Genomic DNA, 16,212 nt, shown 5'->3' on the forward strand with positions numbered 1-16,212 from the left:
GGGTACGACCGTACCATGACAGAGGGAGACGGCCAACTGGAAGCGAGATTAGCGGAGCAAGAGGTGTTCGAGCCACCGGAGTCGTTCGTCGAACAGGCGAACGTCTCCGATCCGGACGTGTACGAGGAGTTCGAGGAAAACTGGCCTGAGTGCTGGGAGTCGGCCGCCGACCTGCTGGAGTGGGAAACCGACTACGACCAGGTGCTCGACGACAGCGACCCGCCGTTCTACGAGTGGTTCACCGGCGGTGAGCTGAACGCGTCGGCCAACTGCCTCGACCGACACCTCGACGAGCGCGGCGACGAGGTCGCCATCGAGTGGGTCGGCGAGCCCGTCGACGAGGACGACCGCTCGTACACCTACGCGGAACTCCACCGCGAGGTAAACGAGTTCGCCGCCGCCCTCCGGGAGCAGGGCGTCGAGGAGGACGACGTCGTCACGATGTACATGCCGATGATCCCGGAGCTGCCGATCGCGATGCTGGCCTGTGCGCGCATCGGCGCGCCCCACAGCGTCGTGTTCGCCGGGTTCTCGGCCGACGCGCTCGCGACGCGGATGAACTCCGCGGAGTCGGAGTACCTCGTCACCTGCGACGGCTACTACCGGCGCGGCGACCCGCTCGACCACCTCGACAAGGCGAACGAGGGGCTCGCGGGCGTCGACCACGACACCACGACCGTCGTCGTCGACCGGCTCGGGCCGAACGGCGACGACTTCGGCCACGACCTCGGCGACGACCAGCTCGACTACGGCGACCTCGTCGCGGAACACGAGGGCGCCGAGGTGGAGCCGGTCACCCGCGACGCCGAGGACATGCTCTTCCTGATGTACACCTCGGGGACGACGGGGGAGCCGAAGGGCGTGAAACACACGACCGGCGGCTACCTCTCGTGGGTGTCGTGGACCTCGCAGTCGGTCCTCGACATCAAGCCGGATGACACGTACTTCTGTTCGGCCGACATCGGCTGGATCACGGGTCACTCCTACATCGTCTACGGGCCGCTCGCGCTCGGCACGACGACGATGATGTACGAGGGCACGCCCGACCACCCCGAACAGGACCGGCTCTGGGAGATAGTCGAGGAGCACGAGGCGACCCAGCTGTACACCGCGCCCACGGCGATCCGGGCGTTCATGAAGTGGGGGAAGGAGTATCCCGACCGCCACGACCTCTCCTCGCTGCGGCTGCTCGGCACGGTCGGCGAGCCGATCAACCCGCGCGCCTGGAAGTGGTACTACACCCACGTCGGCGACGAGGAGTGCCCCGTCGTCGACACGTGGTGGCAGACCGAGACGGGCGGAATGATGATAACGACGCTACCCGGGGTCAAGGACATGAAACCCGGCGCCGCGGGGCCGCCGCTGCCGGGCCTCGACGTCCAGATCCTCGACACGCTCGGCGAGGAGGTCGAACCCGGGAAGGCCGGCTACCTCACCGTACAGAAGCCGTGGCCCGGCATGCTCCGGACGCTGTACAACAACGACGAGCGGTACATCGAGGAGTACTGGGCGGAGTACTCCGACACGGACAGCGACGACCCCGACGACTGGGTGTACTTCCCGGAAGACGGGGCGAAGATCGACGACGACGGCTACATCACCGTCCTCGGCCGGGTGGACGACGTGCTCAACGTCTCCGGCCACCGGCTGGGGACGATGGAGATCGAGTCCGCCATCGTCGGCGTCGAGGGCGTCGCCGAGGCGGCGGTTGTGGGCGGAGACCACGACATCAAAGGCGAGGCGGTGTACGCCTACGTGACGACCGAGGACGGCTACGAGGGCGACGACGAACTCCGCGACGCGATCATCGCGGGCGTCGAGGACGCAATCGGCCCGATCGCCCGGCCGGAGCAGGTCGTGTTCACGCCCGACCTGCCGAAGACCCGCTCGGGCAAGATCATGCGCCGCCTGTTGGAGAACATCGCCGACGGGAAGGAACTCGGGAACACGAGCACGCTCCGAAATCCGGAGATCGTCGAGCAGATCCAGCAGAAGGCCGACGGCGAGTAGCCGAGCGACGGCTCCGTTTTCCGAACGACAGCCGAGCGACGACGCGGCGACACCGCGAATAAACATCACGATAAAACCACACAAACACACCACGACACTACATACCACAGCACATGTCACACGATAACTCACGAAGTTCGGACGACGTCGCGACCGACGGTGGCCGCACAGCTGACGATGCGGCGACCGACGGTGGCCGCACAGCTGACGATGCGGCGACCGATGGTGGCCGCACAGCTGACGATGCGGCCACCGACGGCGGCGTCGCCACGGGCGCGGCGCAGACGCACAACGACACCGACTACCTCGGCGCGGAGGTGAACATTCTGAATCCGAGCACGCCGTACATGCGCGATCACCTCCGGATCGTCTGGACCGGGTTCGCGATATGGGTTCTCGCCGTCTGGGGCCCGGTGACGCTGACGCGGCTCGCGCCCGGTCCGATGACGAGTCAGATGCCGATCTTGGGCTTCCCGCTCCACTACTTCCTCGTCGCGTTCGGCGCGCCGACCAGCGCGCTCATCTTAGCGTTCTGGTACTCGCGTAAGCGGGACGCGCTCGACGAGAAGTACGGCATCGATCACGCCAGCGTCGTCGAGAGCAGCAGCGGTGCCGCGGCCGCGGCGGCCGACGGAGGGACCGAGGAATGACGGCGAGTTCGATCCCCCTCCAGAGCGACCTCCTCCCGGAGGCCCTCGACATCTCGTTCAAGCTGGTACCGGCTATCCTCGTGCTCGCGATGTTGGGGCTGTTCCTCACTATCGGCTTCGTCTTCCGCGTCGCCGACACCGACAACATGTGGGTCGCCGGGCGGTCTATCGGCAACCTCGAGAACGGGATGGCGATCGGGGCGAACTGGATGTCTGCCGCATCGTACCTCGGTATGGCGGCCTCCATCGCGCTCGCCGGGTTCTACGGGCTCGTGTTCGTCGTCGGCTGGACGACGGGCTATTTCATCCTGCTCATCTTCCTGGCCGCGCAGCTGCGCCGGTTCGGGAAGTACACGGCGGCGGACTTCGTCGGCGACCGATTCAACTCCGACACCGCGCGCGCCATCGCGGCGGTGACGACGTTCCTCATCGGCTTCGTCTACGCGATCGGTCAGGCGAAGGGGATGGCGCTCGTCTCCCTGTACATCTTCGGTGATTACGGCGGGCTCATCCCCGGCCTCGACGGCTACCAGGTGATGGTCGTCTTCATGATGACGATCACCGTCGGTTACCTGACGCTGTCGGGCATGATGGGGGCGACGAAGAATCAGGCGGTTCAGTACACGATCCTCATCATCGCGTTCGTCGCCGGTCTGTACGCGGTCGGCTGGACGCAGGGCTACTCCACGGTGTTGCCGCAGCTCGAGTACGGCGCGTTGATCAGTCAGCTCGGCACCGAGTTCAGCGAACCGTTCGCCTCGTCGAGCTACTACCTCTGGGTCGCGACGACGTTCTCGCTGATCGTCGGCACCTGTGGGCTGCCGCACGTGCTCGTCCGGTTCTACACGGTGGAAAGCGAACGGACGGCCCGCTGGTCGACGGTCTGGGGGCTGTTCTTCATCTGTATCCTGTACTGGAGCGCCCCGGCGTTCGCGGCGTTCGGAACGGACCTGTACTCGCAGAACGTCGGCGCGACGTACGGCGATCCCGGCATGGCCAGCGCGGCCAGCGAGGTCATCGTCGTGCTCGCGGCGCAGCTGGCGGAACTGCCGCAGTGGTTCGTCGGCCTCGTCGCCGCCGGCGGTATCGCGGCGGCCATCGCGACGGTCGCCGGCCTCTTCATCGCCGGGTCGTCGGCGATCAGCCACGACATCTACACGAACATCATCAACGAGGACGCGACGCAGCGCCAGCAGATCCTCGTCGGGCGCCTCTCGATCGTCGCGCTCGGTGTGTTGACCACGTTGGCCGCGCTGAACCCCGCGTCCTCGATCGCCGCGCTCGTCGGGTACGCGTTCTCGCTGGCCGGCTCCGTCCTGTTCCCGATGTTCTTCCTCGGCATGTGGTGGGAGAACGCCAACCGGCAGGGCGCGCTCGCCGGCATGTCGACCGGGCTCACGCTCTGGTCGATCCCGATGATCAACCAGATCGTCCCGACGTACATCGGCTCGCTGGAGGCGCCGCTGTCGACCGGGCTCGCGACGTGGATGCCCGCCATCGGCTCGGCGCTGATCACGCTTCCGGTCGTGTTCGCCGTCACCATCGTCGTCTCGATGGCGACCGACGAACCGTCGCTGGAGACGAAGCGGGTCGTGCGGCAGTGTCACAGCCCCGAACCGATGGCACAACAGGAGAGCGCCGAGGACGTCGTCGCCGCGGACGGCGGCGAGGACGTGGTGACTGATGGCGGCCGCGCACCGAACGACGCGGGTGTCGATGGCGGCCGCATAACGGACGACGCGGGCGTCGGCGGTCGCACAGACGACGACAACGCGTCCACGGAGGAGTGATCATGTACGAACGCATCCTCGTCCCCACGGACGGCAGCGACGTCGCGGAAGCGGCCGTCGACCACGCGCTCGACCTCGCCGAGAAGTACGACGCCGAGGTCCACGCGCTGTACGTGGTCGACATCGACTCGATCAACCTGGGCCTCGGTACGGAGCAGGTCGACCGGCTCAAGCAGGGCCGGTTCGACGAAATGGAGGAGGTGAAAGCGAAGGCCGACGAGGCCACCGGCGCCGTCGCGGCGCGCGCCGCGGAGCGCGGCGTCGAGGTCGTCGAACACGTCTCGGGCGGTCGGCCGCACAAGCTGATCGCCGAGTACGCAGAGGACCACGACATCGGCCTGATCGTGATGGGGAGCCACGGCCGCGCCGGAGTCCGGCGCGCGCTGCTCGGGAGCGTCACTGAGCGCACCCTGCGCTCGACGCACGTCCCCGTCCTCGTCGTCGACTACCTCGACGAGGACTGAGCACCCCGGTCGGATCCCGCTCTCCCTTCGAGATCGACGTTTCACACTTCCGCAACACCGACGTACCTCCCTCACACACTCACGCCATGTCCGACTCTGATTCCGCTGAGACGCCCGCCGACGAACCGACCGATCCGAGCGTCGCCGACCGCGCCCGCGACGTGCTCAGCGAGAACGGCACCGGGATGGTACAGGACCTGCTCTTCGCGTTCGCGTGGGTGGGGCTCGCGTCGCTGCTGTACGACTTCGGTTTCCCGACGGCGCCGCGGTGGGTGCTGTACATGTTCATGCTCGCCGGCATTCCCGCGTACTTCGGCTTCTTCATCTCGCTGGAGATGGCCAGAGAGCGGAGCCGACGCTGACGCCGGCGCCGGCGCTCCGCACTGTCCAGTCTATTTCAAACGTCCCGCTCGCCGCTCTTATCGGGCGAGATCGCGGATGTCGGACACGTCGAGCAGCCGCTCTCCCGGGTCCATCGCCGCCCGGTAGGTCGCCCGGGCAACGGTGTCGACGGAGAGCGGCCGCGACTCGCCGAGCCGAGACGCGATCGGCGGCGCGCTCGCGGCGAACCGGAGCACGCGGTCGGCGACGCCGGGAAGGTGGGGCTGCCCCTCGCCGTACACCGGTCCCGGTCGGAGGGTGACGGCGTTGAGGTCGAGGTCGGCGATGGACGTCTCGGCGCGCCGTTTAGCCGTCAGGTACGCGTTCCGGACGCCGGGCGGTTTCGCGGCCGCCGAGAGGAAGACGAAGGTGTCGGCGCCGGCGCGTTCGGCCTCCAGCGCCGTGAGGATCGCCGCGTCGCCGTTGACGCGCTCGAAGGTGACGCCGTCGGTCGGGGACTCGGTGAGCGTCCCGACCGAGTGGACGACGGCGTCGACGCCGTCGAGCCGGTCGCGCCACGCGTTCGGTCGGAAGAGGTCGGCGCTCGTCCACGAGACGGCGTCGGCCCAGTCGTCGTCGGTGTCGGGCCGGCCGCGACGCGAGACGCTGCGGACCTCGTGGTCGTCGCGGACCCCGAACCGGCAGACGTTGCGCCCGACGAATCCGCTGCCGCCGACGACGAGGAGGGTCGACATACGACCGAATACGCCCCGCCCCGTCTTGTGGTTTCGGGAGGGGGCCGACGAGGAGGCGTCGGCGAACCGTCGGCGTCGATCAGCGCCGCAGGAACCCGAAGAGCGCGTAGTCGTCGTCGGGGTCGTACCGGCGGAAGAGGAGGCTGTTCGTCAGCACCGACACCGACGAGAACGCCATCGCGCCGGCCGCGAGGACGGGCTGGAGCAGCCCGAGGGACGCCAGCGGTATCATCGCCGTGTTGTAGCCGAGCGCCCAGACGAGGTTCTGTTTGATCTTCTGGAGCGTCGCGTCCGAGACGCGGATCGCCTTCACCACGTCGAGCGGGTCGTCCCGCATCAGCGTCACGTCGGCGGCCTCGATGGCCACGTCGGTCCCGGAGCCGATGGCGGTGCCGACGTACGCGACGGCGAGCGCCGGCGCGTCGTTGACGCCGTCGCCGACCATCATCGCCCGGCTGCCGTCCGACTGGATCGACTCGACCGCGTCGGACTTGTCCTCCGGGAGGACGCCGGCGCGGACGTTTTCTGGGTCGATCCCGACCTGTTCGGCGACCGCGCGGGCCGTCCGCTCGTTGTCCCCCGTGATCATCATCACGTCGACGCCGCGCTCGCGGAGCTGGCTCACCGCCTCCTTCGCGCTCGGTTTCACCGTGTCGGCGTCGGCGACGACGCCGAGGAGCTCCCCGCCGTCGGCGCCGGCGCGGACTCGCGCGACGAGCATCGCGGTCTTCCCCTCGCGTTCGAGCCGCTCCATCGTCTCCGCGGCGGGAGAGGGGTCGACGCCGGCGTCTCGAAGCAGCTTCCGGTTCCCGACGAGGACCTCGTCGCCCTCCACGGTCGCTCTGACGCCGTGGCCGGGGACGTTCTCGAACGACTCGGGATCGGAGAGGTCGAGGCCGCGCTCTTCCGCGCCGTCGACGATCGCCCGGGCCAAGGGGTGTTCGCTGCCTCGTTCGGCGCTCGCGGCGAGCCGGAGGACTTCGTCCTCGCGCGTCGCCGAGCCGTCGGTCTCGTCCGCCGTCGGAGCGTCGTCCGCCGTCGGAGCGTCGTCCGCCGTCGGAGCGTCGTCCGTCGCCGTCGCGTCGTCCTCTGCGAGCGCGCCGCCGTCCGGGACCGTCTCACCGCCGTCGGTGGTCGTCTCGCCGTCGAACGCGACCACGTCCGTGAGCTCCATCTCGCCCCGCGTGAGCGTGCCCGTCTTGTCGAACACCACGGTGTCGACGTCTTTCGCGCGTTCGAGGATGTCACCGCCCTTGAACAGGACGCCGTGTTGAGCGCCGATGGTCGTCCCCACCATCGTCGCGGCCGGCGTCGCGAGCCCGAGCGCGCAGGGGCAGGCGATGAGGACCGAGGAAGCGAACACGACGAGCGCGAACTCGAATGTCGAGACGGTTCCGCCGGCGACGACGGGGCCGCCCGCGACCTGGCCCCACAGCGGGAGCCGGTCGACGAACGCGGCGAGCGTCTCGGGGAAGAGGAACCAGACGGCGCCCCACAGCAGGGCGTTGACGATGACGGCCGGCACGAAGTACGCCGAGATCCGGTCCGCGAGGTTCTGGATGTCGGGCTGGCGGGACTGCGCCTCCTTCACCGTCCGAACGATCTGCTGGAGCGCGGTGTCCGCGCCGACCTTCGTCGCCTCGACGACGAGGAGTCCGTTCTCGTTGATCGTCGACCCGACGACCTCGTCGCCCTCCGTCTTCTCGACCGGGACGGACTCGCCCGTCACCATCGACTCGTCGACGGCGGACTGGCCCTCGACGACCGTCCCGTCGGTCGGGATCTGCTCGCCCGGGCGGACCTTCATGCAGTCGCCGACTTCCACCTCGTCGATCGGGACCTCGCGTTCGACCCCGTCCTCGTCGACGACGGTGGCCGTGTCGGCCTCCATCTCCAGGAGCTTCCGGAGCGCCTCGCCGGCCTGCCCCTTCGAGCGGGCCTCGAGGTAGTTGCCGAGCGTGATGAAGACGAGGATGAGCGCGGCCGTGTCGAAGTAGACGCTCCCGGCGACCGCGTCGAGCAGGACCGCGACGGAGTACACGTACGCCGTCGTCGAACCCAGCGCGATCAGGACGTCCATGTTGGCGCGGCCGTTCTTGACGATCGCCTTGTAGGAGTTCACGTAGAAGGGGCGCCCGAGCGCCACCTGGACCGGCGTCGCGAGCGCGAACTGGAGCCATCCGATCTCCACGCCGAAGACCGACTCGGGGATGACCGCGCCGCCGAGCAGGAGCTTGTCGACCATGAAGAACAGGAGCGGCGCGGCCAGCGCGGCGCCGAACAGCGTCAGCCGGAGCTGTTTCCGGATCTCGGCGTTCCGCGCCTCGTCGCGCGCGCTCTCGCCCGAGCCGTCGGCGTCGTCGCCGTCCTCGCGGACCGGCGAGTAACCCGCGTCCTCGACGGCGTCGTACAGCGCCGAAAGCGAGGTGTCTGCGGGGTTGTACCGCACCTGCGCCTCGTCGGTCGCGTAGTTCACGTCCGCGTCCACGACGCCCGGGACGGCTTCGAGCGCGTCGCGGTTCGCGTCGGCGCAGTTCGCACAGGTCATGTCCGTGATCGCGACGGTCGCCGTCTCCGAGACGGCGCCGTAGCCGGCGTCCGCTATCGCGTCGTAGATCGCCGCGAGCGAGGCCGTCTCCGGGTCGTACTCCACGGTCGCCTCGTCCGTGGCGAAGTTCGCGTCCGCCCGGACGACACCGTCGAGCGACTCGACGGCGTCACCGACCGTGCCCGAGCAGTTGGCGCAACTCATCCCCGTGACGTCGAGGTGGGCGGTTCTGGTACTCATGCTGTGTTCTCCTACGGGCCCCTCCCTTAGTGTCCTTTCCACTTCGAAACCAAAGAATACCCGCGCCGGTATCTTGGAATCCAAAGCAGATCGGGCGTCTCGGCCGGGGCACAGTCGACACGGCGGGGCCGGTGACGCTCGCAGGCGGGGGCACACAACACTTATCACGGCGTCGGGTGACTGTTAGGGTGCGATGGCGACAGGCAAGGTCGACTTCTTCAACGACACTGGCGGCTACGGATTCATCGAGACTGACGACGCTGACGAGGACGTGTTCTTCCACATGGAAGACGTCGGCGGCCCGGACCTCGAGGAAGGACAGGAGGTAGAGTTCGAGATCGAGGAGGCGGACAAGGGTCCGCGCGCGACGAACCTCACTCGGCTGTAGCTCGTCCGACGGCATCCGTTAGGCGAGATCGGACAGCTCTCAAAACGCGTTCCGCGTATATTATTCCGCTGAGCGACGGCGCCGACGTTTTACTCGGCGAGCGAGGAGGTGTCTCCGTGACCACCGCCGACCTCGATCCGTTCGACGCCGACGACCTCGGCGCGTTCGTCGCCGAGAACCTCGACCGCTACGCGGAGACGCAGGGCATCCTGCCCGCGGAGCTCGAAGCGTACGGCGAAACGTACCGGTCGCAGGGGCACCTGACGCGCGAGCAGCTGTACGAGATCGCCTACGAGTCGTCGACGCGGAGCGCCTACCACGTCGAGAAGAACCCCGGGGCACGCTGCCGAGAGGTGACCCGCAACGCTCGCGCGGTCGAGGGCGACTTCTCGGCGATCCAGCTTCTCACCGGACTCTCCGGATTCAAGGCCGCGACGGCGTCCTGCGTGCTCGCCGCGCTCGACGGCGACCGTCACGCCGTCGTCGACACCCGCGTCTGGGCGTCGCTGGAGCGGCTGGGCGCGGTCGACGGTCGGAAGGAGTCGTTCGACGCCGCCGACTACGTGACCATGATCGAGCCGATCCGCGGAATCGCAGACGAGACCGGCTTCCGCGCGGTCGACGTGGGCTACGCGCTGTTCGCGTCGGACGCGCACGTCCGCGAGGGGACGCTCCACTGACCGGGCGGCGCCGCTCGCAGGCGGCTTACACCGGGTACTCGACGCCCGTGGCCTCGGTCGAGTACTCCCAGAGCTTCCGGGCGTCGTCGCGGTCGTAGGAGGCGTCGTTCGACCGGCCGACCGTCGGGTGGCCGCGCATGTTCATCAGGCCGCCCGGCTCGACGTACGCGCCGCCGTCGACGTCGGTCGTCGCCGCGTACAGCATCGGCAACACGCCGATCTCCGGCGACTGCCCCAACACCGCGTTCGCGGCCTTCATCCCGACCTTCATCAGCGGGTTCCCGCTCTCCGCCGCGGTCCGCATCTGGAGGTTCGTGTCGGTGTAGCCGGGGTGGCAGGCGACGCTGCGGACGCCGGTGACCTCGTCGGACGCGTCGAGGCGCCGCTGGAGCTCGTAGGCGAACAGCAGGTTCGACAGCTTGCTCCGGCCGTACGCCTTCCACTTGCCGTACGAGCGCTCCCAGTTGAGATCGGAGAAGTCCATCTCTCCCTGCTCGTGGGCGCCCGAGGACTGCGTGACGATCCGCGCGTCGCCGGACTCCGTCCGGCCGCCGTCGGCGCTTCGCGCCGCCCCGTCGCCCTCGATCCCGTCGGAGGCATCGAGGAGAGGGAACAGCCGCCCGGTGAGCGCGAAGTGGCCGAGGTGGTTGACGCCGAACTGCGTCTCGAAGCCGTCCTCGGTCTCGCTGCGCGGGATCGCCATCACGCCGGCGTTGTTACAGAGAATGTCGACCGCGTCGTAGTCGTCGTCGAGCCCCTCGGCGAACGCGGCCACCGAGTCGAGCGAGGCGAGGTCGCACTCGCGGACGTCGAGCGCGCCGTCGACCTCGCCGCCCGCGTCGACGCGGATCTCGTCGGCCGCGTCCTCGGCGCGCTCGACGCTGCGGCACGCCATCACGACGGTCGCCCCCTTCGCGGCGAACTCGCGGGTCCCCGCGAACCCGAGCCCGCTGTTCGCTCCCGTGACGACCACCGTCTTCCCGTCCAATCTCGGCATCTCGTCGGCCGTCCAGTCGGTCATGGGAGAACGGTGGGGCGTCACGGCAAGAAACCTGTCGGCGGGAAGGACAGTCGTCGGGCCGCGTCGAGCGTCGTGGCCCGATGGCGGTTCGCCGAGCGTCGCCCGTGTGACACGTCCGCGAGGAGGGGTCGAGACGGCGTCTGACGCGGAGATCCACTTCCGCCGCGCCGCCGGTGCGTTTTTACCTGCCTCGGCGGAAGGGAAGTGTACCGAATGACGTCCTTCCAGTCGACGATCGGCGACGAGGAGGGGATCGCGGAGGAGCTGGCCGAGGGCCAGCGCGAGATCTCCATCGCCGAGTTCTTCGAGAAGAACAAACACATGCTCGGGTTCGACTCGGGCGCCCGCGGGCTCGTCACCGCCGTCAAGGAGGCGGTCGACAACGCCTTAGACGCGACCGAGGAGGCCGGTTACCTCCCCGACATCTACATCGAGATCGAGGAGGTGGGCGACTACTACCGGGTCGTGATCGAGGACAACGGCCCGGGCATCACCAAAGAACAGCTGCCGAAGGTGTTCGGGAAGCTCCTGTACGGGAGTCGGTTCCACGCCCGCGAGCAGTCTCGCGGTCAACAGGGGATCGGGATTTCAGCGGCCGTGCTGTACTCGCAGTTGACCTCCGGCCAGCCCGCGAAGATCACCTCGCGGCCGAAGGGGCAGTCGCGGGCGCAGTACTTCGAGCTGATCATCGACACCGACACGAACGAGCCGGAGATCAAGGCGGACGAGGAGACGACGTGGGACCGACCGCACGGCACGCGGATCGAGCTGGAGATGGAGGCGAACATGCGCGCCCGCGGCCAGCTCCACGACTACGTGAAACACACCGCGGTCGTCAACCCGCACGCCCGGATCGAGCTGCGCGAGCCGGGGCTCGACGAGCCGATGAAGTTCGAGCGCGCGACCGACGAGCTGCCGGCGGAGACGAAGGAGATCCGCCCGCACCCCCACGGAGTCGAGCTGGGCGCGCTGATCAAGATGCTTGAGGCGACCGAGTCCTACTCGGTCTCCGGGTTCCTCCAGGAGGAGTTCACGCGGGTCGGCAAGAAGACCGCGGACAGCGTGATCGACAACTTCCGCGACGTGTACTACGGCCGGGAGCTGTCGTGGTCGCCGCCCCGAACTCACGACGACCGCGACGTCGCGGCCGCGGTGAGCGACGCCGTCGCGAACAAAGGCGAGACGGCGACGAGGGCCTTCGCCGAGGGCGTCGCCGAGACGGTCGCGGGCAACGACCGCGTCTCCCGGTCCGAGGTCGCGACTATCGTCGACAACGTCGCCGAGACGGTGGCGAACGACACGGGCAAGACCTTCGGCGGGACCGTCCGCGAGAACGCGGTCGACGCCGCGTGGCAGGCGATCACGGGCGTCGGCCGGGAGGAGGCGGCGGCCGACGCGGGTGAGAGTGACGGCGACGCCGTCGACGAGTCGCCCCTCGTCCCCGACACCTACGCGCTCGTCGACGACGCCACCTCGACGCGGAAGGACGACGCCGCGGTCCAGGCGATGGCCGAGGCGCTCGCGCGCCGGTTCGAGGGGCTCGACGGCGAGGCGTTCCGAATCGCCCGCGACGACCTCGAGCGCCTCGTCGCGGACGCGGCGTCGTTCGTCGCCGAGCAGCGCGACGCGACCTTCGGCGAGACCGCCCGCGAGAACGTCGTCGAGGCGCTCTGGTCGCGGGCGCGGACCGTCCCGGACGACCCGCCGAAGGTGAAAGCGATCGCGGGCGACCGCGACGCCGCCGCCGACCTGCTCGACGCGATGCGGACGACCGACATCCTCGCGCCCCCGACCGACTGCCTCGCGCCGATCACGGCCGAGCTGGTCGAGGCCGGCCTGCGGAAGGAGTACGACGCCGACTTCTACGCGGCCGCCACCCGCGACGCCGACGTCCACGGCGGCGACCCGTTCATCGTCGAGGCCGGCATCGCCTACGGCGGGTCGATCCCGGCGGAGGGGTCCGTGGAGCTGCTCCGGTTCGCGAACCGCGTCCCGCTCGTCTACCAGCGCGGCGCCTGCGCGACGACGGACGTGATAAAGTCGATCGGCTGGCGCAACTACGGGCTCGACCAGCCCGGCGGCTCGGGGATGCCGAACGGCCCGGCCGTCATCAGCATCCACGTCGCCTCGACGAACGTTCCGTTCACGAGCGAGTCGAAGGACGCCCTCGCGAACGTCCCGGCGATCGAAGACGAGATCGAACTCGCGGTCCGCGAGGCGGCCCGCGAGCTGAAGTCGTACCTCAACAAGCGGCGCTCGATGCAACAGCGCCGGGAGAAACAGGACGTGCTCGGCCGCATCCTCCCGGAGATGGCCGACAAGGTCTCGGAGGTGACGGGGCGGCCGCGGCCCGACATCGACGGGGCGCTCGCGCGGATCATGAACAACGTCAGCGTCGAGCGGGAGGTGGACGACGACACGGTGAGGCTCGTCGTCGAGAACCACTCCGACGTGAACGAGGAGCTCGACATCACGGACATCGTCTCGACGGAGCCGACGGACCTGTCGGACGGGACGGTGGTGGACATGGACGGCGAGTGGTTCGTCCAGTGGAAGCCCGAGGTGCCGTCGGGCGACGAGCGGGAACTGACGTACGCGATCGACGGCGACGCGGAGTTCGAGGTCAGCGTCGGCGGCGTCGAGACCGAGAAACTCACGGTGAACGAATAAATGACGACAGAAAGCGACGCACGAGACGAGCTGATCGACCTGGCGGCGGACTTCTACGACCAGTTCGCCGACGGGAAGATCCCGGAGATGACGCTTCCCACGCGGACGAAGAGCAACATCGAGTACGACGAGGAGAGCGGCGTCTGGACCTACGGCGACCGCACCTCGACGCGCAGCGCCAACTCGGTTCGCGGCGCGCGCAAGCTGCTGAAGGCGGCGTACACGATCGAGTTCCTCGCGGACCAGCTCGACGACGAGCGGTCGTCGACCCTGCGTGAGCTGTACTACCTCTCGGAGTCGTGGGACAACGACGAGGCGCAGTTCAAATCGCAGGACGAGTCGAACGACCTCGTGGAGGACTTGGAGATCGTCACGGGCGTCACCCGCGAGGACTTCCACATGCGACCGGAGGAGTCGGGCGCGAAGGTGATGGGCCCGCTCCGCCTCCGCGAGCAGACGAACCGCGGGGACCGCGAGATCCACTGTCAGCTAGACGTTGGCCAGGGCGGCTACCAGATCCCCAACAACCCGGACACGATCGAGTTCCTCGACAACGACGCCGACTTCGTGCTCTGCGTGGAGACCGGCGGGATGCGCGACCGGCTCGTCGAGAACGGCTTCGACGAGGCGCACAACGCCCTGGTCGTCCACCTCGGCGGGCAGCCGGCGCGCGCCACGCGGCGGCTGACCAAGCGCTTCCGCGACGAACTCGACCTCCCCGTGGTGGTGTTCACCGACGGCGACCCGTGGTCGTACCGCATCTACGGCTCCGTCGCGTACGGCTCGATCAAGTCCGCGCACCTCTCGAAGTACCTCGCGACGCCGGAGGCGCGGTTCATCGGTATCCAGCCCAAGGACATCGTCGAGTACGACCTGCCGAGCGACCCGCTCGCCGACTCCGACATCAACGCGCTGGAGTCGGAGTTGGAGGACCCGCGGTTCCAGACCGACTACTGGGAAGAGCAGATCGAACTCCAACTCGACATCGGCAAGAAGTCCGAACAGCAGTCGCTCGCGAGCCGCGGGCTCGACTTCGTCACGGACACGTACCTCCCCGAGCGGCTGAACGAGATGGGCGTGCTTTGACCCGCTAGCCGACGCTTCTCACTCGTCGACGTAGGCGATCTCGTCGATCTCGCGGCGTTCCCCCTCGGGATCGTCGCCCTCGTATTTGTACACGACCCCGTCCGCCTCGTCTTCGGCCGCCTTGTGTGAGCCGTCACAGAGCGGCTTCGAGTCCGAGAGACCGCATCGACAGACGAATATCTTCCCGTCGTCGCCGGTGTCGGACGCGTCGAGTATCGCCGGGCCGTCCGCCTCGTGCGTCACTTCCCGAGTCATGGTTCGGGCGTCGCACGCGACCCGCATACCGCTTGCGACGCCGGCCGCCGCAACCCCCTTGCCCGTGGGGCGCGTACCGGTGGTATGAGCGAGACGAGCGACCCGACCGACGACGTCGACCCCGCCGAGTTGACCGACGAGGAGTGGCGCGAGCGACTCTCCGAGGAGGAGTACCGCGTGCTCCGCGAGAGCGGCACGGAGGCGAAGTTCTCCGGCGAGTACGTCGACCACCACCCCGACGACGGCGAGTACCGCTGTCGGGGCTGCGGGACCGTCCTCTTCGAGGCCGAGACGAAGTACGAGTCCGGCTGCGGCTGGCCCGCCTTCTACGCCGCCGAGGAGGAGTCGGTGACGACTAACGTCGACACCAGCCACGGGATGCGCCGCACCGAGGTCCGGTGTGCGAACTGCGACTCGCACCTCGGCCACGTCTTCGACGACGGCCCCGAGCCGACCGGGAAGCGCTTCTGTATCAACTCGGTCGCGATGGAGTACGACGACGAGTAGTCCGAGGCCGTTCGAGGCCCCGAGGCGTCACTCGTCACACAGCGGCAGCCTGACGACGAACACCGCCCCCTTCGGTTCGTTGTCCTCGATCCACACGTCGCCGCCGTAGATCTCCACGAGCGACCGAACCAGGTACAGCCCGATCCCGGCGCCCGGGCTGTCGAGCCCCTTCTCTCCCTTGCCGAATATCTCGTCGCGCTGGTCCGCGGGGATCCCCGGCCCGTTGTCGGCGATCCGGACCTCGGCGGCGCCGTCGGCCTCGTCGACGGTCGCCGACACCGTCACCTTCGGCGGGGTCTCGTCGTTGTGTTGGACCGCGTTTCGGAGGACGTTCCGGAACACCGAACTCAGCATCTCGTCGGCGACGACCTCGTCTTCGGGGAACGAGCCCTCGACCGTGAAGACGGCCTCCGAGTACCCAGACCGGACCTCTTCGATCTGCTGGGAGAGCACCCGGTCGAGCGAGAGCCGGCTCGGTTCGGCGTCCTCACGGAGCATCACTTCGGCGAGGTCCCTGACCGTCGTGGTGAGCGAGACGGCGCTCTGGGTGTTCCGCTTGATCACGTCGAGGTACTCTTTACCCTCCTCGTCGACGTGGTCGTCGAGCAGTTCGGCGTACGCGCCGACGAGCTGGAGGTCGTTGCGGATGTCATGGCGCATCACCTGATTCAACAGCTGTAAGTCGTCGCGCTGGCGTTTGAGACGCTCCTCCGGGTCGGCCTCCTCCGCCGGCCGGCGTGTCAGGTCCCCGTCGGCGGCCGGTCGGGTGTCCGGGTCGTCGCTCATGACCGGGCGATACGTCGGCCGCTCGCTTTTACATATCGGTC

Annotated in this window: 15 protein-coding genes; 10 read left to right on the forward strand and 5 right to left on the reverse strand. The window is 68.5% G+C overall.

Annotated features, from left to right (window positions below):
- The first annotated feature begins 15 nt into the window (after positions 1-15).
- The 5 genes from acs to ACZ5KW_RS12365 all read left to right on the forward strand — a co-directional run bounded on the left by acs (position 16) and on the right by ACZ5KW_RS12365 (position 5,276).
- A complete protein-coding gene (acs, locus tag ACZ5KW_RS12345; RefSeq protein ID WP_343776814.1) occupies positions 16-2,010 on the forward strand; it encodes an acetate--CoA ligase in 1,995 nt (664 codons plus the stop codon).
- A gap of 113 nt (positions 2,011-2,123) precedes the next feature.
- Positions 2,124-2,660 carry a DUF4212 domain-containing protein gene (locus ACZ5KW_RS12350; RefSeq protein WP_343776815.1) on the forward strand — a complete coding sequence of 179 codons (537 nt, stop codon included), beginning with the start codon at positions 2,124-2,126 and terminating at the stop codon, positions 2,658-2,660.
- A complete protein-coding gene (locus tag ACZ5KW_RS12355; protein ID WP_343776817.1) occupies positions 2,657-4,450 on the forward strand; it encodes a sodium:solute symporter family transporter in 1,794 nt (597 codons plus the stop codon). The genes ACZ5KW_RS12350 and ACZ5KW_RS12355 overlap by 4 nt, the downstream gene beginning before the upstream one ends.
- 2 nt (positions 4,451-4,452) lie before the next feature.
- Complete coding sequence (locus ACZ5KW_RS12360) at positions 4,453-4,914, forward strand: universal stress protein (protein WP_343776819.1); 462 nt, start codon at positions 4,453-4,455, stop codon at positions 4,912-4,914.
- 86 nt (positions 4,915-5,000) lie between these two features.
- Positions 5,001-5,276 (forward strand): hypothetical protein, encoded by a 276-nt coding sequence (locus ACZ5KW_RS12365; protein ID WP_343776821.1) that lies wholly within the window; start codon positions 5,001-5,003, stop codon positions 5,274-5,276.
- Positions 5,277-5,333: 57 nt separating this feature from the next.
- Here the strand turns inward: ACZ5KW_RS12365 and ACZ5KW_RS12370 are convergent, their stop codons facing one another.
- Both ACZ5KW_RS12370 and ACZ5KW_RS12375 read right to left on the reverse strand, forming a co-directional pair.
- A complete protein-coding gene (locus tag ACZ5KW_RS12370) occupies positions 5,334-5,990 on the reverse strand; it encodes an NAD-dependent epimerase/dehydratase family protein (protein WP_343776823.1) in 657 nt (218 codons plus the stop codon).
- Positions 5,991-6,069: 79 nt separating this feature from the next.
- The gene (locus tag ACZ5KW_RS12375) at positions 6,070-8,778 is read right to left on the reverse strand and encodes a heavy metal translocating P-type ATPase (RefSeq protein WP_343776825.1); all 2,709 of its coding nucleotides are present in this window, start codon (positions 8,776-8,778) and stop codon (positions 6,070-6,072) included.
- Between the two features lie 193 nt (positions 8,779-8,971).
- Here ACZ5KW_RS12375 and ACZ5KW_RS12380 point away from each other — a divergent pair, with 193 nt between their 5' ends.
- Positions 8,972-9,166 (forward strand): cold-shock protein, encoded by a 195-nt coding sequence (locus tag ACZ5KW_RS12380; protein ID WP_004045866.1) that lies wholly within the window; start codon positions 8,972-8,974, stop codon positions 9,164-9,166.
- A 116-nt stretch (positions 9,167-9,282) separates the two neighbouring features.
- A complete protein-coding gene (locus tag ACZ5KW_RS12385) occupies positions 9,283-9,846 on the forward strand; it encodes a hypothetical protein (protein ID WP_343776827.1) in 564 nt (187 codons plus the stop codon).
- A 25-nt stretch (positions 9,847-9,871) separates the two neighbouring features.
- On the opposite strand, the gene ACZ5KW_RS12390 is transcribed toward ACZ5KW_RS12385, so the two are convergent.
- A complete protein-coding gene (locus ACZ5KW_RS12390; RefSeq protein WP_343776829.1) occupies positions 9,872-10,867 on the reverse strand; it encodes an SDR family NAD(P)-dependent oxidoreductase in 996 nt (331 codons plus the stop codon).
- Positions 10,868-11,080: 213 nt separating this feature from the next.
- On the opposite strand from ACZ5KW_RS12390, the gene ACZ5KW_RS12395 reads away from it, so the two are divergent.
- Both ACZ5KW_RS12395 and ACZ5KW_RS12400 read left to right on the forward strand, forming a co-directional pair.
- Positions 11,081-13,537: a DNA topoisomerase VI subunit B gene (locus ACZ5KW_RS12395; RefSeq protein ID WP_343776831.1), complete on the forward strand. Its 2,457-nt coding sequence runs from the start codon at positions 11,081-11,083 to the stop codon at positions 13,535-13,537.
- Positions 13,538-14,623 (forward strand): DNA topoisomerase IV subunit A, encoded by a 1,086-nt coding sequence (locus tag ACZ5KW_RS12400; RefSeq protein ID WP_343776833.1) that lies wholly within the window; start codon positions 13,538-13,540, stop codon positions 14,621-14,623.
- Between the two features lie 18 nt (positions 14,624-14,641).
- On the opposite strand, the gene ACZ5KW_RS12405 is transcribed toward ACZ5KW_RS12400, so the two are convergent.
- Positions 14,642-14,878, reverse strand: a complete 237-nt coding sequence (locus ACZ5KW_RS12405; RefSeq protein ID WP_343776835.1) for a CDGSH iron-sulfur domain-containing protein — start codon at positions 14,876-14,878, stop codon at positions 14,642-14,644.
- 84 nt (positions 14,879-14,962) lie between these two features.
- Here ACZ5KW_RS12405 and msrB point away from each other — a divergent pair, with 84 nt between their 5' ends.
- Entirely contained in the window at positions 14,963-15,385 is a 423-nt protein-coding gene (msrB, locus tag ACZ5KW_RS12410; protein ID WP_343776837.1) for a peptide-methionine (R)-S-oxide reductase MsrB, read from the forward strand.
- Positions 15,386-15,412: 27 nt separating this feature from the next.
- Here msrB and ACZ5KW_RS12415 read toward each other — a convergent pair whose 3' ends face one another.
- A complete protein-coding gene (locus tag ACZ5KW_RS12415; RefSeq protein WP_343776839.1) occupies positions 15,413-16,171 on the reverse strand; it encodes a sensor histidine kinase in 759 nt (252 codons plus the stop codon).
- Positions 16,172-16,212: the final 41 nt, after the last annotated feature.

It is taken from the genome of Halorubrum ejinorense (assembly GCF_055389685.1).